Source organism: Sphingomonas endolithica (assembly GCF_025231525.1).
Lineage (GTDB): Bacteria > Pseudomonadota > Alphaproteobacteria > Sphingomonadales > Sphingomonadaceae > Sphingomonas > Sphingomonas endolithica.
In genome coordinates this window covers 761,470-779,690 of sequence record NZ_CP103057.1, presented here as the reverse complement: position 1 = coordinate 779,690, position 18,221 = coordinate 761,470, and the positions used below count along the sequence as shown (strand labels likewise).

17 protein-coding genes are annotated in these 18,221 nt (G+C 63.9%); 6 read left to right on the top strand and 11 right to left on the bottom strand.

The window, feature by feature from the left end; genetic code table 11:
* Positions 1-183: 183 nt before the first annotated feature.
* From NV382_RS03765 to cysD, 3 genes are read right to left on the bottom strand one after another with little or no spacing between them, the layout of a single operon-like run.
* On the bottom strand, positions 184-927 hold the full coding sequence (locus NV382_RS03765; protein WP_260599201.1) for a 3'(2'),5'-bisphosphate nucleotidase CysQ: 744 nt from the start codon (positions 925-927) through the stop codon (positions 184-186).
* A gap of 5 nt (positions 928-932) precedes the next feature.
* Positions 933-2,852: a sulfate adenylyltransferase subunit CysN gene (gene cysN, locus NV382_RS03760; protein ID WP_260599200.1), complete on the bottom strand. Its 1,920-nt coding sequence runs from the start codon at positions 2,850-2,852 to the stop codon at positions 933-935.
* The gene (gene cysD / locus NV382_RS03755) at positions 2,852-3,757 is read right to left on the bottom strand and encodes a sulfate adenylyltransferase subunit CysD (protein WP_260599199.1); all 906 of its coding nucleotides are present in this window, start codon (positions 3,755-3,757) and stop codon (positions 2,852-2,854) included. Before cysD ends, cysN begins: the two co-directional genes overlap by 1 nt.
* Positions 3,758-3,897: 140 nt before the next feature.
* Between cysD and NV382_RS03750 the strand changes: the two genes are divergently transcribed.
* On the top strand, positions 3,898-4,788 hold the full coding sequence (locus NV382_RS03750; protein ID WP_418066752.1) for an HpcH/HpaI aldolase/citrate lyase family protein: 891 nt from the start codon (positions 3,898-3,900) through the stop codon (positions 4,786-4,788).
* 65 nt (positions 4,789-4,853) lie between these two features.
* The gene (locus NV382_RS03745) at positions 4,854-6,317 is read left to right on the top strand and encodes a protein adenylyltransferase SelO (RefSeq protein ID WP_260599197.1); all 1,464 of its coding nucleotides are present in this window, start codon (positions 4,854-4,856) and stop codon (positions 6,315-6,317) included.
* A 140-nt stretch (positions 6,318-6,457) separates the two neighbouring features.
* Here NV382_RS03745 and NV382_RS03740 read toward each other — a convergent pair whose 3' ends face one another.
* Genes NV382_RS03740 through cyoA form a run of 7 tightly spaced genes read right to left on the bottom strand, consistent with a single transcriptional unit; the run spans position 6,458 to position 13,239 of the window.
* Positions 6,458-6,988: a response regulator transcription factor gene (locus NV382_RS03740; RefSeq protein WP_260599196.1), complete on the bottom strand. Its 531-nt coding sequence runs from the start codon at positions 6,986-6,988 to the stop codon at positions 6,458-6,460.
* On the bottom strand, positions 6,981-8,285 hold the full coding sequence (locus NV382_RS03735; protein ID WP_418066751.1) for an ATP-binding protein: 1,305 nt from the start codon (positions 8,283-8,285) through the stop codon (positions 6,981-6,983). Before NV382_RS03735 ends, NV382_RS03740 begins: the two co-directional genes overlap by 8 nt.
* The gene (locus NV382_RS03730; protein WP_418066750.1) at positions 8,282-9,097 is read right to left on the bottom strand and encodes an SURF1 family protein; all 816 of its coding nucleotides are present in this window, start codon (positions 9,095-9,097) and stop codon (positions 8,282-8,284) included. Before NV382_RS03730 ends, NV382_RS03735 begins: the two co-directional genes overlap by 4 nt.
* Positions 9,097-9,498 carry a cytochrome o ubiquinol oxidase subunit IV gene (gene cyoD / locus NV382_RS03725; RefSeq protein ID WP_260599195.1) on the bottom strand — a complete coding sequence of 134 codons (402 nt, stop codon included), beginning with the start codon at positions 9,496-9,498 and terminating at the stop codon, positions 9,097-9,099. The genes NV382_RS03730 and cyoD overlap by 1 nt, the downstream gene beginning before the upstream one ends.
* On the bottom strand, positions 9,495-10,118 hold the full coding sequence (cyoC, locus tag NV382_RS03720) for a cytochrome o ubiquinol oxidase subunit III (RefSeq protein ID WP_260599194.1): 624 nt from the start codon (positions 10,116-10,118) through the stop codon (positions 9,495-9,497). The genes cyoD and cyoC overlap by 4 nt, the downstream gene beginning before the upstream one ends.
* Positions 10,115-12,121, bottom strand: a complete 2,007-nt coding sequence (cyoB, locus tag NV382_RS03715; RefSeq protein ID WP_260599193.1) for a cytochrome o ubiquinol oxidase subunit I — start codon at positions 12,119-12,121, stop codon at positions 10,115-10,117. The genes cyoC and cyoB overlap by 4 nt, the downstream gene beginning before the upstream one ends.
* Positions 12,122-12,132: 11 nt before the next feature.
* A complete protein-coding gene (gene cyoA, locus NV382_RS03710) occupies positions 12,133-13,239 on the bottom strand; it encodes a ubiquinol oxidase subunit II (RefSeq protein ID WP_260599192.1) in 1,107 nt (368 codons plus the stop codon).
* Positions 13,240-13,356: 117 nt separating this feature from the next.
* Here cyoA and NV382_RS03705 point away from each other — a divergent pair, with 117 nt between their 5' ends.
* The 4 genes from NV382_RS03705 (at position 13,357) to NV382_RS03690 (ending at position 16,893) form a co-directional block, all read left to right on the top strand.
* Positions 13,357-14,679: an MFS transporter gene (locus NV382_RS03705; protein WP_260599191.1), complete on the top strand. Its 1,323-nt coding sequence runs from the start codon at positions 13,357-13,359 to the stop codon at positions 14,677-14,679.
* Positions 14,680-14,979: 300 nt separating this feature from the next.
* Entirely contained in the window at positions 14,980-15,594 is a 615-nt protein-coding gene (locus NV382_RS03700; RefSeq protein ID WP_260599190.1) for a division/cell wall cluster transcriptional repressor MraZ, read from the top strand.
* Complete coding sequence (locus tag NV382_RS03695) at positions 15,560-15,820, top strand: hypothetical protein (RefSeq protein ID WP_260599189.1); 261 nt, start codon at positions 15,560-15,562, stop codon at positions 15,818-15,820. Before NV382_RS03700 ends, NV382_RS03695 begins: the two co-directional genes overlap by 35 nt.
* A gap of 221 nt (positions 15,821-16,041) precedes the next feature.
* The gene (locus NV382_RS03690) at positions 16,042-16,893 is read left to right on the top strand and encodes a LysR family transcriptional regulator (protein ID WP_260599188.1); all 852 of its coding nucleotides are present in this window, start codon (positions 16,042-16,044) and stop codon (positions 16,891-16,893) included.
* A 155-nt stretch (positions 16,894-17,048) separates the two neighbouring features.
* On the opposite strand, the gene NV382_RS03685 is transcribed toward NV382_RS03690, so the two are convergent.
* The gene (locus tag NV382_RS03685) at positions 17,049-18,113 is read right to left on the bottom strand and encodes a DUF1176 domain-containing protein (protein WP_260599187.1); all 1,065 of its coding nucleotides are present in this window, start codon (positions 18,111-18,113) and stop codon (positions 17,049-17,051) included.
* Positions 18,114-18,221: the final 108 nt, after the last annotated feature.

Genomic DNA, 18,221 nt, shown 5'->3' with positions numbered 1-18,221 from the left:
GCGAAGTCGAGACACCAGCGCCCGGCTCGGTGTCTCGACTTCGCTCGAGACGAACGGATAGTGATGATCAGTTGAACGTCATCATGCTTTGAAGTCGTTTCGTTCTCCTGCGAACGCAGGACTCCAGAGTCACGAGCGGTGCGCTTTGGGCTCTGGGCCCCTGCTTTCGCAGGGGAACGGACCCTAGCTTGCCGAGGAGGTCAGCCCGCGCACCAACTCCAGCACGCGTGCGGCCAGTTCCTTCCGGCAGATAAGCAGGTCGGGCAGATACGTGTCCTCGGCATTGTAGACGAGCGGTGAGCCGTCGACGCGGCTGACGTGCAGGCCGGCGGCGGCCGCCACCGCCACTGGGGCGCAATTGTCCCATTCGTGCTGGCCGCCGGTGTGGAGGTATATCTCGGCCTCGCCGCGCACCACCGCCATCGCCTTGGCGCCGGCCGAGCCCATCGGCACGAGTGCGCCGCCCAGCGCCTCCGCCACGGCGACCGCCTCGCGTGCCGGACGGGTGCGACTGACCACCAGGCGGGGCGGATCGTGCGCGGGGGGCAGAGCAGGGGGCGCGGCGCTGGTCAGCGTCACGCCCAAACCGGGCAGCGCCACTGCGCCGATCGTCGCAACGCCGTCGATCGCCAGACCGACGTGAACTGCCCAATCCGGGCGCCCCTCGCCATATTCGCGCGTGCCGTCGACCGGGTCGATGATCCACACACGCTGCCGGCCGAGGCGTGTGCCGTCGCACTTCATCTCCTCGGACAACAGCCCGTCGTCGGGGCGCTGATCACGAATGGCGTGGACCAGGAATTGGTTGGCGGTTTGGTCGCCGGCATTGCCGAGCGCCTTGCCCGAAAGCACGGCAGAATCGCGTACGGTCAACAGCAACTTGCCGGCGGTCTCCGCCAGATGACCGGCGATTTCTGCGTCGTTCATGGCGCTCATTTCAGTGGGAGGATCTGGCGGACGATGAACTCGGCGGCTTCGGCCGGGGTCATCTCGACCGTGTTGACACGGATCTCGGCATCGAGCGGGGGCTCGTACGGGCTGTCGATGCCGGTAAAGTTCTTGAGATCGCCCGCGCGCGCCTTCTTGTAGAGGCCCTTCACGTCGCGCTGCTCGGCCACCTCCAGCGGCGTATCGACGAATATCTCGATGAACTCGCCTTCGGGCAACATGGCACGCACCAGATCGCGCTCTGCGCGGAAAGGCGAGATGAAGGCGGTCAGCACGATCAGCCCGGCATCGGCCATCAGCTTGGCCACTTCGCCCACGCGACGGATATTCTCGATCCGGTCCGCCTCGGTGAAGCCCAGATCCTTGTTTAGCCCGTGCCGGACATTGTCGCCGTCGAGCAGGAAGGTGTGCCGGTTCATCAGGTTCAGCGACTTCTCGACCTCGTTGGCGATGGTCGATTTGCCCGATCCCGAAAGACCGGTGAACCACAGCACGCGCGGCTTCTGGTTCTTGAGGCTGGCATGCGCCTCGCGGCCGATGTCGGTCGGCTGCCAGTGAACGTTCTGGGCGCGGCGCAAAGAGAAGTGCAGCATGCCCGCCGCGACCGTCGCATTGGTGATCTTGTCGATCAGGATGAACCCGCCGAGCGTGCGGCTATCGGCATAGGGTTCGAACACGATGGCGCGGTCCGTCGTCAGCTCCGCGACACCGATCGCATTCAGCTCCAGCGTCTTTGCCGCAAGGTGCTCCATGGTGTTGACGTTGACCTGATATTTCGGCTCGTGGATCGTCGCCGATACCATCTGCGTCGCCGATTTCAGCCAATAAGCGCGGCCGACGACGAGCGGCTCGTCATCCATCCATACCATGGTGGCTTCGAACTGGTCCGATGTTTCGGGCGGGGCAGCCGCGGTGGCGATCACGCTGCCGCGCGAACAATCGATTTCGTCGGCAAACGAGAGCGTGACCGACTGTCCCGCAACGGCTTCGTCGAGATCGCCGCCCAGCGTCGTGATGCGGCTGATCGTCGATGTCTTGCCGCCAGGCAGGACACGGATCGCATCACCGGGCTTCACCGTGCCGGTGGCGACCTGGCCCGAGAAGCCGCGGAAGTCGAGATTTGGGCGATTGACCCATTGCACGGGCATGCGGAACGGCTTGGCCTGATCCTCGTCGACCCCGAGCTCGACCGTTTCGAGATGTTCGATCAGCGCTGGCCCGGCATACCACGGCATGTTGGCCGATTTGAGCGAGATGTTGTCGCCCTTGAAGCCGGAGATCGGCAGCGGCGTGAACGCAGCGATGCCGATGCTCTGCGCGAACGCCGTATAGTCGGCGAGGATCGCGTCGTATCGTGCCTGATCGTAGCCGATCAGATCCATCTTGTTGATCGCCAGCACCAGGTGCTTGATGCCGATGAGATGGGCCAGATAACTATGCCGCCGCGTCTGCGTTAGCACGCCCTTGCGCGCGTCGATAAGGATCACCGCAAGGTCGGCGGTCGATGCGCCAGTCACCATGTTGCGGGTATATTGTTCGTGGCCCGGCGTATCGGCGACGATGAACTTGCGTTTCTCGGTCGAAAAGAAGCGATAGGCGACATCGATGGTGATGCCCTGTTCGCGTTCCGCGGCCAGGCCGTCGACGAGCAGCGCGAAGTCGATCTCCTGGCCTTGGGTGCCGACGCGCCTGCTGTCTGCTTCGAGCGCCGCCAGCTGATCCTCGAAGATCATCTTCGAATCGTACAGCAGCCGTCCGATCAGCGTGGACTTGCCGTCATCGACCGAGCCGCAGGTGATGAAGCGCAGCATCGTCTTGTGTTGATGCCGATCGAGATACGCGTCGATATCTTGGGCGATCAAGGCTTCGGTATGATAGGCGCTTTCCTGAAGCGTGTCGCTCATCAGAAATAGCCCTCCTGCTTCTTCTTTTCCATGCCCGCACCGCTGGCATCCTTGTCGATCACGCGGCCTTGGCGCTCGCTCGTGGTGGTCAACAGCGTTTCCTGGATGATTTCCGCCAACGTGGCGGCATTGCTTTCCACCGCGCCGGTCAGCGGATAACAGCCGAGCGTACGGAAGCGGATCGAGCGTTCGACCGGTACTTCGCCTGGCTGCAGTGGAAAACGGTCGTCATCGACCATCAGCAGCATGCCGTCCCGCTCCACGGTCGGCCGCTTGCCGGCGAAGTAGAGCGGCACGATCGGTATGTCGTTCAACTGGATGTACTGCCAGACGTCGAGTTCGGTCCAGTTGCTGATCGGGAAGACGCGGATGCTCTCGCCCTTGTTCTTGCGCGCATTGTAGAGGTTCCAGAGCTCCGGGCGCTGGTTCTTGGGGTTCCAGCCGTGGCTTGCGGTGCGGAATGAGAAGATGCGCTCCTTGGCCCGGCTCTTCTCCTCGTCGCGCCGCGCGCCCCCGAACGCGGCGTCGAAGCCGTATTTGTCGAGCGCCTGCTTCAGCCCCTCGGTCTTCCACATATCGGTATGTAGCGCACCGTGGTCGAACGGATTGATGCCGCGAGCCTGAGCTTCCTGGTTGTGATGGACCAGCAATTCCATGCCGCTCTCTGCTGCCATGCGATCGCGCAGCTTGTACATTTCCCGAAACTTCCATGTCGTGTCGACATGCAGCAGCGGGAAGGGCGGGCGCGAGGGGTAGAAGGCTTTGCGCGCGAGATGCAGCATCACCGCGGAATCCTTGCCGACCGAATACAGCATCACCGGTTTGTCGGTCTCGGCGACCACCTCGCGCATGATGTGGATCGCTTCGGCTTCGAGGCGTTCCAGGTGGGTGAGGGTGCTGGTCATCGTTTGGTCTCCACAGCGGCGCTTGCCCCAGCCCGGCATGTCCGGCAATCAATCCATTCTTGGTTCGTGGAACGCGCTGCTATCCTGCTCGGCCAGGTTTTACGCTGCCGCTGCGCTGCGCTGTACCACGTTTGGGAGAGATGTTGCCGATGTCCGACACGCCGCTGAAAATGCGTTCCTGGCTGTTCGCGCCGGGGGATAGCGCGCGCAAGATGGCCAAGGCGGTGGAGAGCAGCGCGGATATCGTGCTGCTCGATCTGGAGGATGCGGTCGCTACCGAGAACAAGCCGCTGGCGCGGCAGATGGTGCATGATGTCCTGAGCAATAACCCGGAGCGTGCGCGCATCTGGGTGCGGATCAATCCGCTGGATGGTCCGTACACGTTGATGGACCTTGCCGCGATCATGCCAGCGCATCCCGGGGGGATCATGCTGCCCAAGGTATATGGGCGGCAGGATGTCGAATTGCTCGACCATTATCTGGCGGCGTTCGAGGCGGCGCATGGCTTTGCGATTGGATCGACACCGGTGATCGTGCTGGTCACCGAAACGGCCGAGGCGATGTTCCATACCGGCGACTATAAGGGCGCGCCGCGCGTGGTTGCGCTTACCTGGGGCGCGGAAGATCTGGCGGACGCGATCGGCGCCAGTACCAATGTGAACGCCGATGGCAGTTATGGCTTCACCTACGAACTGGCGCGCAGCCTGTGCCTGCTCGGCGCGGCAGCCGCGGGAGTAACGGCGATCGAGACGATCCAGGGCGACTTCCGCGATCTCGACGCGCTGAAGACACGCGCCGAAAAGGTACGGCGTGACGGCTATCGCGGCATGCTGGCGATCCATCCGGCGCAAGTCGATGTGATCAACGCCGCGTTCACCCCGAGCGCGGAGGAGATCGCCGAGGCACAGGCGATCGTCGATCTGTTCGCGGCCAATCCCGGTGTCGGTACGATCGGCCATCAGGGCGGGATGCTGGACCGGCCGCATCTGTCGCGGGCTGAGCAGCTGTTGCGGCAGGTCGAGCGTCCGTGACGGCGGCGTGCCGCTGATCGTGGGTGGCAAGGGATACTTCAAGCATTGCAGATGGTTGGTGCAGGATGAGCATCCCCTTCGACAATAGCTATGCGCGCCTTCCCGAGCGGTTCTTCGCGCCGGTATCGCCGACTCCCGGACCGGACGCCCGGATCGTGCGCGTCAATGGTGCGCTGGCGTTCGAACTGGGACTGGACGCCGAATGGCTGAACGGTGCCGAAGGACTGAAGATGCTGTCGGGCGGGCAAGTGCCGGACAACGCCACCCCGATCGCGCTCGCCTATGCCGGGCACCAGTTCGGCAATTTCGTGCCGAAGCTTGGCGACGGACGCGCGGTGTTGCTGGGGGAAGTGATCGATCGCCATGGCCGGCGTCGCGATATCCAGCTGAAGGGCGCCGGGCGGACGCCTTTTTCGCGCGGCGGCGATGGGCGTGCGGCGTTGGGGCCGGTGCTGCGCGAATATGTGATGAGCGAGGCAATGGCGGCGCTCGGCATCCCGACGACGCGCGCGCTGGCGGCGGTGACCACCGGCGAACTGGTGATGCGTGATACGGCAATTCCCGGAGCGATGGTGACCAGGGTGGCGGCGAGCCATGTTCGCGTGGGCACGTTCCAATATTTCGCGGCGCGAGAGGATGTCGAAGCGCTGCATATCCTTGCCGACTATGTGATCGCACGGCGTTATCCGGAGGCGGCCAATGCCGCCAACCCGTACCGCGCCTTGCTGGACGGTGTGATCGCGGCGCAGGTCGAGCTCGTTTCGCGGTGGTTGTTGGTTGGGTTTATCCACGGCGTGATGAACACCGATAACTGTTCGATCGCGGGGGAGACGATCGATTATGGGCCGTGCGCGTTCCTGGATGCTTATGATCCGGCGGCGGTGTTCAGTTCGATCGATCGGATGGGGCGGTATGCCTATGGCCAGCAGCCGAGCATCGCGCACTGGAACCTGATCCGGCTTGCCGAGGCGATGCTGCCGTTGCTGGGGGACCAGGAGGATGCGGCGATCGAGGAGGCGCAGCAGGCGCTGGCCGCTTTTGGGCCGGCGTTCGAGCAGGCGTACCGCGCGGGGCTGCGTCGCAAGCTGGGGCTTGGCGACGAAGCGGCGGGCGACGCGCTGGCGGCGGAAATTCTGTCTGCGATGACCACGAATGCGGTGGACTTCACCTTGTTCTTCCGCCGGCTGTCGGGCGCGGTCGGCGGCGATGACGGGCCGGTGCGGTCGCTGTTCATCGATCCGACCGCCTACGATGCCTGGGCGATCGAGTGGCGCCGCGCGCTGGAGGCGGCGCCGCAGGACGCCGCAGCGCGGCGTGCGGACATGGATGCGGTCAACCCGGCCTTCATCCCACGCAACCATCAGATCGAGGCAATGATCAATGCCGCGGTCGATCATCAGGATTTCGCGCCGTTCGAGACGCTGCTGTCGGTCCTGTCGCGCCCGTATGACGATCAGCCCGAAGCGGCACGCTTTGCCGAGCCGCCGCTGGATCATGAGCGCGTGCTTGCCACCTTCTGCGGCACCTGAAGGCGGGAGTTTGATGCCTTCAGGTAAGTCACCCCCGTTGAAGGTGCTTCGATACCGGCCCTCGGTACGGCCTTCGGCCTACTCGGTCTCTACTCAGCACGAACGGGTACAAGTGAAGGTATCACGCTCTAGCGGTTCCGCTAGGAGATCTGCCGCTTCTCCAGCTTCCGCGCCAAGGTCCGCCGGTGCATGCCGAGGCGCCGTGCCGTCTCCGAGACGTTGAACCCGGTCTCGGCGAGGATCTCGTTGATCCGCTCCCATTCCATCGTCTTGATCGATGTCGGCCGCGCACCGATCTCGACCTCGGCATCACCGACCGTCATGCCGAAGGCGCGTTCGATGTCGTCGGTATTAGCGGGCTTCGCGAGGTAGGATGTCGCGCCAAGCTTGATCGACTGCACCGCAGTGGCGATGCTGGCATAGCCGGTGAGCACGATGATGACCGTTTGCGGATCATGCGCGTGCAGCAGCTCGACACAGGTCAGGCCGGAAGATTGTGCGAGCTTCAGGTCGACCACGGCATAATCCGGCGTCCGGACGCCGAGCAAAGCGGGCAGCTCGCCCGGACCGGCGGCTAGGATCACCTCATAACCGCGCCGCTCGAACGAGCGCTGCAGCGTACGGGCAAAGGCGGCATCGTCCTCGACGATCAGCAGCAGCGGTTTAGCCATCCGTTTCATCCTCCCCGAGCCGGATCGCCGCCAGCGGCAAGCGCAACGTCACGTCTGCGCCCTTGTGCAGGTTGCGCGCGGCCAGCGTGCCGCCGAGCGTGCGCGCGACATTGCCGACCAGGAACAAGCCGAGGCCACGGCCAAGCTCGGGCTTGCTGCTGTTATACGGCTTGCCGAGATTGGCGAGTTGTTCGGCAGCAAATCCTGGCCCCTCGTCGCGTACGCTGAGCACCAGCGCGTCTTCGTCGCAGGCGAGGGTGATGCGGATCATACCCGGAGACACTTCGGCGGCATTGTCGAGCAGGTTGAACACCGCTTGCTGCAGCACGACGTCGGAGGCGATCGGCACGTCAGGGCCGAAATGGTCGACATAGACGGCATTGGTGAAATCGCGCGCTGCGCACCAATCGGCGATCACTCGGTCGAGCAGGGTGCGTACCGTGGTCGCCGCGGATTGCTCGCCGCGCGCATCGCCGGAGGACAGCAGGATCGAGGTGACGATCGCCTTGCAGCGCTGGATCTCGGCCTGCATCTCCTCGACATCGCGCACCAGTTCGGGATCGCGCGCGACGCCCGCGTTGCGTCGCCAGTCGCCGAGGATCACCGAGAGCGAGGAGAGCGGCGTGCCCAGTTCGTGCGCGGCGCCGGAGGCAAGCATGCCGATGCGCACGATATGTTCCTCCTCCACGGCCTGGCGACGTATCTCGGCCAGGTTGGCGTCCTGCGCGCGCAGATTGCCGTTGATGCGCGTGACGAACATCACCAGCAGCACCGCGACGAGCGCGAAGCACACCCACATGCCCTGGACATGCAGGGCGAACAGATCGCCCGGGATCTCAGGCGGCAGCACGATCGGGCGGTACAATGCCGTGAGCAGGGCAAAGGCGATGCTGGTTGCCACCACCAGCACCCAGCTCGACCAGCGATCGAGCAGCACCGCGCCGAGCACGACCTGCAACAGGAAGAGCGACACGAACGGGTTGGTCGCCCCGCCACTGAAATAGAGCTGTGCCGAAAGCGCGGCGACGTCCAGCAGCAGCCCCAGGAACAGTTCGGCATTGGTGATCGGTCGCGGCCGATTGAGCTGACCGATGCTGGCGATGTTGAGCGCGACCAGCCCGGCCAGCACCCCCAGCATCGGGATCAGCGGCAGGCGGATATGGAAAACGAAATGGGTGAGCAGGATCGTCCCCAGCTGCCCCGCCACCGCCAGCCAGCGCAATTGGACGAGCTGATACATGTTGCCATGCCCGGCCGCTTCGGGTTCGGGCCGGCGGCCGGGCAGCGCGCGGATCACGGCGTCCGCCCGCGGCGGCGGAGGAGCGTGATCCAATAATAGAAGCCGGCGGCGGTCATCATCGCCAGCACATACCATGTGATCGCGTAGACGAGGTGATTGTTCGAGAAGGCGACGACGGTCAGCCCGCCGACCGGCTGGCCGGGGGCGTTGTTGGTGGCGTCTGCGTCGATGAAATAAGGGGCAGGGTTGGCGAGGGCGCGGCTCCTGGCGATGGCGGCGACGTCGCGGGAATACCAGCGGTCGGCGGCGGGATCGTTACTGCGCAGGAAGCCGCCGCCGGGTTCGGTGAGGCGCAGGAAACCAATGATGGTGACGGGCTGCGCGGGTGGTCGTGCGGCATGGCGTTCGGGTACGTAGCCACGGTTGATGAGGATCGTTTTGGGATGCCGCAGTTCGCCGGAAGCTTGCTCCCCGGCGGAGGCCGGGGTCCAGTCGCGCAGGTTGTTGTTACGGTGTGCAGCGGCAGTTTCCTGCTGTTCCGCGACTGGGCCCCGGCCTTCGCCGGGGAGCGGCTCGGTAAGCTGCAACGGCGTGATCACCCACCAGCCCGGTCCACGCACCGTGGACGCCTGCACGAAGCTGTCTTTGCCGGGTAGGTAACTCCCGCTCGCCGTCACCCGGCGATAGGCATCGTCCCGGCCGGCATTAGCCGGTGCCGCCACCGGCGCCGCCTTCATCCCCGCATCGACCCGTGCGATCAGATCCAGCTTCCACGCCCGCCGCTGCACTTGCCACGTGCCGAGCGCCAGCAGCCCCAGGACTGCCGCGATCCACACCATTGCTAATGCAACACGGGCAAGGGCACGCATCACCCCATGCCGCCCATGTCCTGCATGTTCTGCGCCGGCATCATGTTGGCGTTCATGTGATACATCACCCACAGCGAACCCGCGAGCGAGATGCCGACGATAACGATCGTGAACAGCAGCGCCATCATCGACCAGCCACCCTCGGCCCGGCGGTTCATGTGCAGGAAGAAGATCATGTGGACGATGATCTGCGCCGCCGCAAAGGCCATGATGATCAGCGCAGTCGCCTGCGACGACAGCGGCTTGGCCATCACCAGCCAGAACGGGATCGCCGTCAGGACGACGGATAGCGCGAAGCCGATCCAATAGCCCTTGCGCGAGCCGTGCGCCTCTTCATCGTCATGCTCGTGATCCTGGCGCCCGTGTTCCGGGTGATCGTAACCGTGGCTGACAGCACTCATCGCAGCATTCCCATCAGGTAGACGAAGGTGAAGACGCCGATCCAGATCACGTCGAGAAAGTGCCAGAACAGGCTGAGGCACATCAGGCGGCGGCGGTTGGCCGTGATCAGCCCCTTCCGCGCGACCTGCACCATCAGCGTCACCAGCCAGATGATGCCGAATGTGACGTGCAGCCCGTGCGTGCCGACAAGGGTGAAGAAGGACGACAGGAACGCACTGGTAGGGGGCGTCGCACCTTCGTGGATCAGCGTCGAGAATTCGTAGAGCTCGATGCCGAGGAACGCCGCGCCGAACAGCCCGGTGATCCCGAGCCAGACGAGCGTGCCACGCTGCTTGCCCTCGGTCATGTTGAGCATCGCGAAGCCATAGGTGATGGACGACAGCAACAGCATCGAGGTGTTGAGCGCGACCAGCGGCAGCTCGAACAATTCCTTTGGCCCGGGGCCGCCGGCATAGCTGGTGCCGAGCACGCCGTACGTCGCGAAGAGCATCGCGAAGATCAGGCAGTCGCTCATCAGGTAGATCCAGAAGCCGAGCATGGTGCTCGACCCCTCGGCGTGATGCGGTTCCTCTTCCGGGTGGAACAGGTCGCGATCATATTCTGCTACCGGGGCGCTCATGCTGCCGCTCCTGCCAGCGCGGCGGTGCGTGCGTCTTCTTGCTCGGTCACCTCCGCTGCCGGAATGTGGAAATCACGCTTGTAGTTGAACGTATGGCCGATCGCGACGGCGAGGATGCCGATGAAGCTCAACCCTGCCAGCCACCATACGTACCAGATCATGCCGACCGAGAAGGCGGTGCTCAGCGCGCCGAGGATCACGCCGGTGCCGGTGTTGCTCGGCATGTGGATGTCCCTGTAGCCGGCAATCGGACGCTGATAGCCGCGCGCCTTCATGTCGGCCCAGGCGTCGCCATCATGCACGATCGGCGTGAAGGCGAAGTTGTAGTCCGGCGGCGGCGACGAGGTCGACCATTCCAGCGTACGGCCATTCCATGGATCGCCCGTCAGATCGACCAGCTTCTTGCGATCGCGGATGCTGACCGCGAACTGCACCAGCATGGCGGCAATGCCGAGCGCGACCAGGAACGCGCCGAACGCCGCGATGATGAACCAGATCTGGTAGGACGGGTCGTCGAACGTGCGCAGCCGGCGTGTCACGCCCATCAGGCCCAGCACATAGAGTGGCACGAAGGCGAAGTAGAAGCCGCTGACCCACAGCCAGAACGATACCTTGCCCCAGAACTGGTTGAGCTTGAACCCGAACGCCTTGGGCCACCAGTAGTTGATCGCCGCGAACGCACCGAACAGCACGCCGCCGATGATCACATTGTGGAAATGCGCGACCAGGAACAGCGAGTTGTGCAGCACGAAATCGGCCGGCGGCACGGCGAGCAGCACGCCGGTCATGCCGCCGAGCGTGAAGGTGATCATGAACGCGACGGTCCACATCATCGGCAGCTCGAAGCGGATTCGCCCGCGATACATCGTGAACAGCCAGTTGAAGATCTTCGCACCCGTCGGGATCGAGATGATCATCGTCGTGATGCCGAAGAAGCTGTTGACGCTCGCGCCCGAGCCCATCGTGAAGAAGTGGTGCAGCCAGACGAGATAGGCGAGCAAAGTAATGACGCAGGTTGCGTAGACCATCGAGGTATAGCCGAACAGGCGCTTGCCCGAGAAGGTCGAGGTCACTTCGCTGAACACGCCGAACATTGGCAGGATCAGGATGTACACCTCCGGGTGGCCCCAGATCCAGATCAGGTTGACGTACATCATCGGGTTGCCGCCCAATGTGTTCGTGAAGAACGCGGTGTCGGCGTAGCGATCAAGGCTGAGCAAAGCGAGCACCGCGGTCAGGACCGGGAAGGCGGCGACGATCAGGATGTTGGTGCACAGAGCGGTCCAGCAGAAGATCGGCATCTTCATCATCGACATGCCAGGCGCGCGCATCTTCACGATCGTGCAGATCAGATTGACGCCCGACAGAAGCGTGCCGACGCCGGCGATCTGCAGCGACCAGATATAGTAATCCACGCCAACCCCGGGGCTGAAGCCGATCCCCGACAGCGGCGGCATGGCGAGCCAGCCGGTCTGCGCGAATTCGCCGACGAACAGGCTCATCATCACGGTGACGGCACCGCTCGCGGTCATCCAGAAGCTGAAATTGTTGAGGAACGGGAAGGACACGTCGCGCGCGCCGATCTGCAGCGGCACGACATAGTTCATCAGCCCGGTGACGATCGGCATCGCCACGAAGAAGATCATGATCACGCCGTGCGCGGTGAACACCTGGTCGTAATGGTGCGCGTTGAGATAGCCCTCGTTATTGAACGCCATCGCCTGCTGCAGCCGCATCATGATCGCGTCGGAGAAACCGCGCAGCAGCATGACAATGCCCAGGATCATGTACATGATGCCGATCCGCTTGTGATCGACCGTGGTGAACCACTCTTTCCAGAGATAGCCCCATAATTTGAAATAGGTCAGCGCGCCGAGCAGCAGTGCGCCGCCGAGGGCGACGACCACGAACGTGCCGACCACGATCGGTTCGTGCAGCGGCAGCGATTCGAGCGTGAACCGGCCCAGGATCGGGCTGATGGCGGGATGGGTGGTGGTCTGCATGATCTGGCCGTTCACAGCGTTGTCGGGTTGGACGGCGAGGCATTGCTGCGCTGCTGCACGTCCTTCGGGTTCTTGGGCGGCGCCTCGGCAGCATCGCCGCCGGTCAGCGCTTCCTCGGGCTTGGGCTTCTGCGCATTACCTTTGTCGGGCGTGTGCTTCATGCTGGCCGTGTCGCCCTTGTCCATCTTCATCATGTCGGACATGCAGGTCGTGCCGGGGCGCACGCACTGGTTGACCACCGCGTCGAACAGCGTGGGATCGATCCGGGCGAAGCGCATGACGGGCACGTTCTCGGTCGGCTTTTCGAGCTTCAGGTAGTTCGCCTTCGACAGCGGCAGATTGCCCGTCTTGTTGCGCGCAACCCAGGCTGCGAACCCGGCATCATCCAGCCCGTGGAACCGGAAGCGCATGCCGGAGAAGCCCGCGCCGCTATAGTTTGAGGAGAAGCCTGCATAATTGCCCGGCTTGTTGATCACCGCGTGGAGCTTGGTCTCCATCGACGGCATCGCGTAGATCATGCCGGCGAGATCGGGCACGTAGAAGGCGTTCATCACCGACGAGGCGGTGATGCGGAAGCGGATCGGGCGATCGACGGGGGCTGCCAGTTCGTTGACCGTGGCGATGCCGTATTCGGGGTAGATGAACAGCCACTTCCAATCGAGGGCGACGACCTGCACCTCGAGCGGCCTGGTGTTGGGCGCGACCGGGCGGCCCTTGGCGACGCGCTCGATCGGGCGATACGGGTCGAGCAGGTGCGTCGCGGTCCAGGTGACGGCGCCGAGGCAGATGATGATCATCAGCGGCGCGGCCCAGATCAGCAGTTCGAGCTGCGTCGAATGGTCCCAGTCGGGCGAATAGGTCGCCTCCTTGTTGCTCGCGCGGTAACGCCAGGCGAACAGGCAGACGAGCGCGATCACCGGCACCACGATCACCAGCATCAGCACGGTGGCGAAGATCACCAGGTTGCCCTGCTGCTGCGCGACATCGCCTGCCGGGTTCAGCACGACGGTGTTGCAGCCGGCGAGCACGGCGAGGGGAAGGGCGATCGCGCCTCTCGCCCACGACAGGCGCGCGGCAGGTTCGGAGTGACGGTCGGGGATGAGTCGGGTGCCAGGCATGATCGGGAGATAGCCTTGGATGCTGCACTGCGACATTGGACATTTTGTCCAATCCCCAGTGGATGCGTGATAGGGCATAGCACGGATCATGACCGACCCGCGTCCAGGAAACGTACGATGACCGCCCAGACCGCCTCTCACAATGCCGAGCGCGATGCACGCGCGATCAATGCGCGCCACGGCGACGTCCGCCCGAGCGAGATCGCGATCGGCGTGATCATCGGCCGCACGTCGGAATTCTTCGATTTCTTCGTGTACGCGATCGCATCGGTGCTAGTCTTTCCGGCGTTGGTTTTTCCTTATGTCGATCGGCTGACCGGCACCTTCTATTCGTTTGCGATCTTTGCGCTGGCGTTCGTTGCGCGACCGATCGGCTCGCTGATCTTCCTGCGCATCGATCAGGTGCTGGGTCGCGGCACCAAGCTGACCATCGCCTTGCTGGTGCTCGGTATCTCCACCGTGGCGGTGGCATTCCTGCCCGGATATGCGACGATCGGCTCCTGGTCGGCGATCCTGCTGGCGCTGTTCCGCATCGGGCAGGGGGTGGCACTGGGCGGGCAGTGGGACGGCCTCGCCTCGTTGCTCGCACTCAACGCGCCGGAGAACAAGCGCGGCTGGTATGCGATGATCCCGCAATTGGGCGCGCCGCTCGGGCTGATCGTGGCGAGCGCATTGTTCGCTTTCTTCGTCTCCTCGCTGTCGACCGCCGATTTCCTCGATTGGGGCTGGCGCTATCCCTTCTTCGTCGCGTTCGCGATCAACGTGGTGGCGCTGTTCGCGCGACTGCGCATGGTGACGACGCCCGATTACACCGCGTTGTTCGAGAGCAAGGAGCTAGAGCCTTCACGCGTGATGGACACGCTGCGTAGCGATTGGCGCAATATCGTCATCGGTGCATTCGCTCCGCTAGCGAGCTTCGCGCTGTTCCACATGGTCACGGTGTTCCCGCTCTCCTGGGTCGTCCTGTTCACCAAGGAGGATGCCTCGCGCTTCCTGGGCATCGAGATTATCGGCGGCATCGTCGGCACCGTCGCGGTGATCGCCTCCGGGCTGATCGCCGACCGCGTCGGGCGGCGCTTCCTGCTCGGCGCCTCGGCCGCCGGCATCGCCGTGTTCAGCGGCTTCGCGCCGCAATTGCTCAACGGCGGTGATTTGGGCGAGATCGTGTTCATGGTCACCGGGTTCGGGCTGCTGGGTCTCGCCTTCGGGCAATCGTCAGGCGCGGTGGCGGCTAATTTCGCCAGCGCACGGCGTTATACCGGGGCAGCGTTGACTTCCGACCTTGCCTGGCTGGTTGGCGCCGGCTTCGCACCATTGGTGGCGCTGGTGCTGGCGAGCGAGTTCGGCCTGCTCGCAGCGGGCGCCTATCTGCTTTCGGGTGCGCTCGGCACATTGATTGCGCTGGGCGTGAACAAGGAACTCGGCCGACGCATCTCGTGATTTGCTCCGCCGTGTCGCTGTGGTGAAGCTGCCGCTGACGACGCGGCAGGCCGCCTTAACGGGTTTGTGCGTTTCCTAGAGGCGGGCATCGCGGCGTGACGCCCCCGGCGGATCAACAAAAAGTCAGATACAATAGCGCGACCGCATGAAGAATATTGAATTGTCGCCTGAAGTCGTTTTGGTTTGTTTATAAATCATACTGGCGCGGATGTTCTGCTTTAATGTTCTGCACGTTGCTCAACAGTAAGCACTATTATACTATATTATATACTGTCGGACAATTAACCCTATGGTAACCATATGGGCAGTATGCCTGCAGGGATCCATGACATGGACGAACTCTTTTTCGGTAGTGCGGTATGTGACGTAACCAACGCGGGTCAGATGATGCTGCCAGCGCCGTTCGTCGAGACGATCCGCCGACGATCGACCAACTCGAACCTGCTGATCGGCCTGCACCAGGATGCAGCGTGCCTGGTGGCTTTCGACCGTTTATATGCGATGCGGCGAGACTGCGAGGCATCGGCCACACCCGAGGATCAAGGGCGGTTGCGGCGCAATTACGGGTTCGTGGAACAGGTCACGATTTCGCCCGCCGGAGTGATGGTGCTTTCCGCTTTGATGCGTGATCGCGGTCATATCGGACGCTCGGCGCTGGTTGTCGCCACGGGACAGCGTTTCGAGATCTGGGATCTGGACGAAGTGCTCGAACGCGGCCCGTCGGACCTCATCACGCTCGCCACGCACCACCTGATGACTCAGATCGGAAGAGAGATCGGCCATGTCCCTGCTTTGCCTGCTCCTGAATCACGCGGCCGTGCAGAAGGCGCGGTTCAACCAGGGCTTCGCCTTCAGCACATGCCGACGCTGCGGCCTCGACATGATCCGATCGGCCGGGGTGCCATCGGCAACTGAGTGGAAGACCCTGCCGAGCGGCTTTCGCGTCGTGCGCAGGCCTTGCGGCGTGCAGCCGGTACGGCGGCAAAAACGGCACACCTTCCGCAACGCCATGGTGGCGCCTGACATGCTGCAGATGGGCCTTTCCGCCTTGTGGTGGAAGCTGAAGGATCGGTGGCACCAGAAGCGAACAGCCAAGCTTATCGTGTGGTGCCTGCCGGCAAGGTTGCCGGCAAGCGCGTAAGCCGCTCGATCGTAGCCAAGTCAGCCGCTGCCCCGCAGTGTTGCGTGCGTCGCCACCAGCGGCGTCCGCGACTCAGCGCCCGAAAGTACGATCGGCCGGTTGTCTGAGCCGCATCGGTTGCCGACAATCATAGCGCGGCTCAATCATTGCGCGCGGCGCTTGCGCGACCGGCAGCATGCACCGAAATTGACGATCTCCTGCGGGTAGTTATACGAAAAGGCATGAACTCGGAGCCGAGCTGGGACCTGTACCGCACCTTTGCCGCCGTGCTGCGCGAAGGATCGCTGTCAGGCGCGGCGCGGGTGCTGCGTATAACGCAGCCCAGCGTATCCCGTCACATCGAGGCACTGGAGCAGGCGGTGGGCGGCGCGCTGTTCGTGCGGTCGCAGCGCGGCCTGTCACCAACCGATCGTGCCACCGCGCTCGGGCCGTATGCCGAAGAACTGGTGGCGACATCTGCCGCATTCATGCGCAGTGCCTCCGCGACCGTGGGGGAGGTTGCCGGCACGGTCCGCGTGTCGGCCAGCGAGATCGTCGCGGTGGAGCACCTGCCGTCAATGCTGGCGGGGATCAGGCAGGATCATCCGCAACTGGCAATCGAACTGGTGGCGTCGAACGCGCTGGATGATCTGCTCCAGCGTCGTGCCGATATTGCCGTTCGCATGGTCGCACCCGAGCAGCAGGCGCTGGTGGCGACGCGGGCGGGCAGCGTTACGCTGGGTCTGCATGCGCGGCAGGATTATCTCGCGCGGCGTGGCATGCCAGCGGCCATCGACGACCTAGCGGGCCATGATCTGATCGGCCCTGACACGGACACGCCGGGCACGCGTGCGGTGCTGAACCTGCTACCCGAGCTGAAGCGCGCCAGCTTTGCATTGCGGGTCGACAGTGACGTCGTCCAGCTTGCCGCGATCCGATCCGGGTTCGGGATCGGTGTGTGCCAGGTGGAGATTGCACGTCGCGACCCGTTGCTGGTGCGCGTCCTGCCCCAAAGCCTTTGCCGTCGAACTGCCACTCTGGATCGTGATGCACGAGGACCTGCGCAGCAGTGCGCGATGTCGTGTGGTTTATGACGCATTGGCTAGCGCGTTGAGCGTCTAGCGTTCGACGAGGGTGGCCTGATCTTCATCGTTCGATCCACGTATGGCGAAATATCTGAGCGCGGGAGTGCCTCGACTTCCCGGCACACGAATGGCGCGGAGGCGAGCCACCACTATTTACGGCACCATTACTGGCGCATTGAGCGGTATAGGACAGGCCAATCGCCGGGTTCGAGCCCACCGCAGGAGCGTTGCAGCGTCATCTCCGACAGGCGGAAGGACGTGCCGTCCCAGATCCAGTCCGCCGAAAAGCCGCAGTCGGCGAGGCCCCGGCCTTTGGCTCCCATGCTGAGCGTGCCGGTATCCGCGTCGAACCCCGCGTTGGTGAAGAAGTCGGCGCGCGATCGATCGGGATCTTGGCCGAGGTATGGGGTGGGGGCGACCAGGCGCTGGGCGCGATTGTTCGTGCGCGACGCGATGAAGGCGAGCGACGATCCCTGATAGGCCCCCATCACGCAGGGAAGGAGGACGAGTGCTTGCCTGCCGTCCAGGGCATGCGCCTCAGGCTGCTCCGGTGTTTCGCCGCACTCCTCCTTGGCCAGTAGCGCCTTTTGACTGGCGCGCACGGCGGCGATCAGGCGGCCTTCTTCGCCGGGCGCCAAGCGCGCACTGATGGGATGGTGGGGGATCTTGGGCAGCGGGGGTGGTGCCGGCACGCGCGATGCGGGCAGAGTGCCGGGCTTGAGCACCGCCGTCACGCCGCCAGAACGCCCTTGCCGGTCATCCAGGCGCAGCATCGCTGCAGCGAAGCCTGCCAGTGGCACCTGCGCATCGCCGCCGCCGAGCGTGACCGCCGAGGCGTTGCGCAGTTGTTGTACAAGTGCGCGGACGGTGGCGAGGTCATTGGTGGTGGCGGAGGTCTGGTCGTCGGTGGCGATGACCTGCCACTTGGGTCCTCGAAGATTGGCGGGGGTCCCGTCGACGCGGATGTCGGCCAGGGTGAACCGCTGAAGGGCGCTGATCGACGCCGTGATCGCTCCGCTTGGTCCGGCCGCACGTCCTATTTCGATTTCCGCGCCAGGATTGGAGTCGTCGAACCCCCGCGCGACGCAGGTCAGCGTGTTGTCGCAGGCCACAAGCCAGGATTGGTAGTCGTCGTAGGATTGTATGATTGGAGACGGGGAAGCGGCGCTCAGCGACATGAACGCGGCAATGGACAGGAGGGTTTGTCTGATGGGTCGGACGGTCGTCACGGCTTGCCCTCTCGTCAGATCGGCGCGGCCGACATGTTGGGCGCATGGCGGCGCGATCGTCTTGTTCTAGGCTATCTCGCTATGAGCGTCACCGGGCGGCTGTTTCGT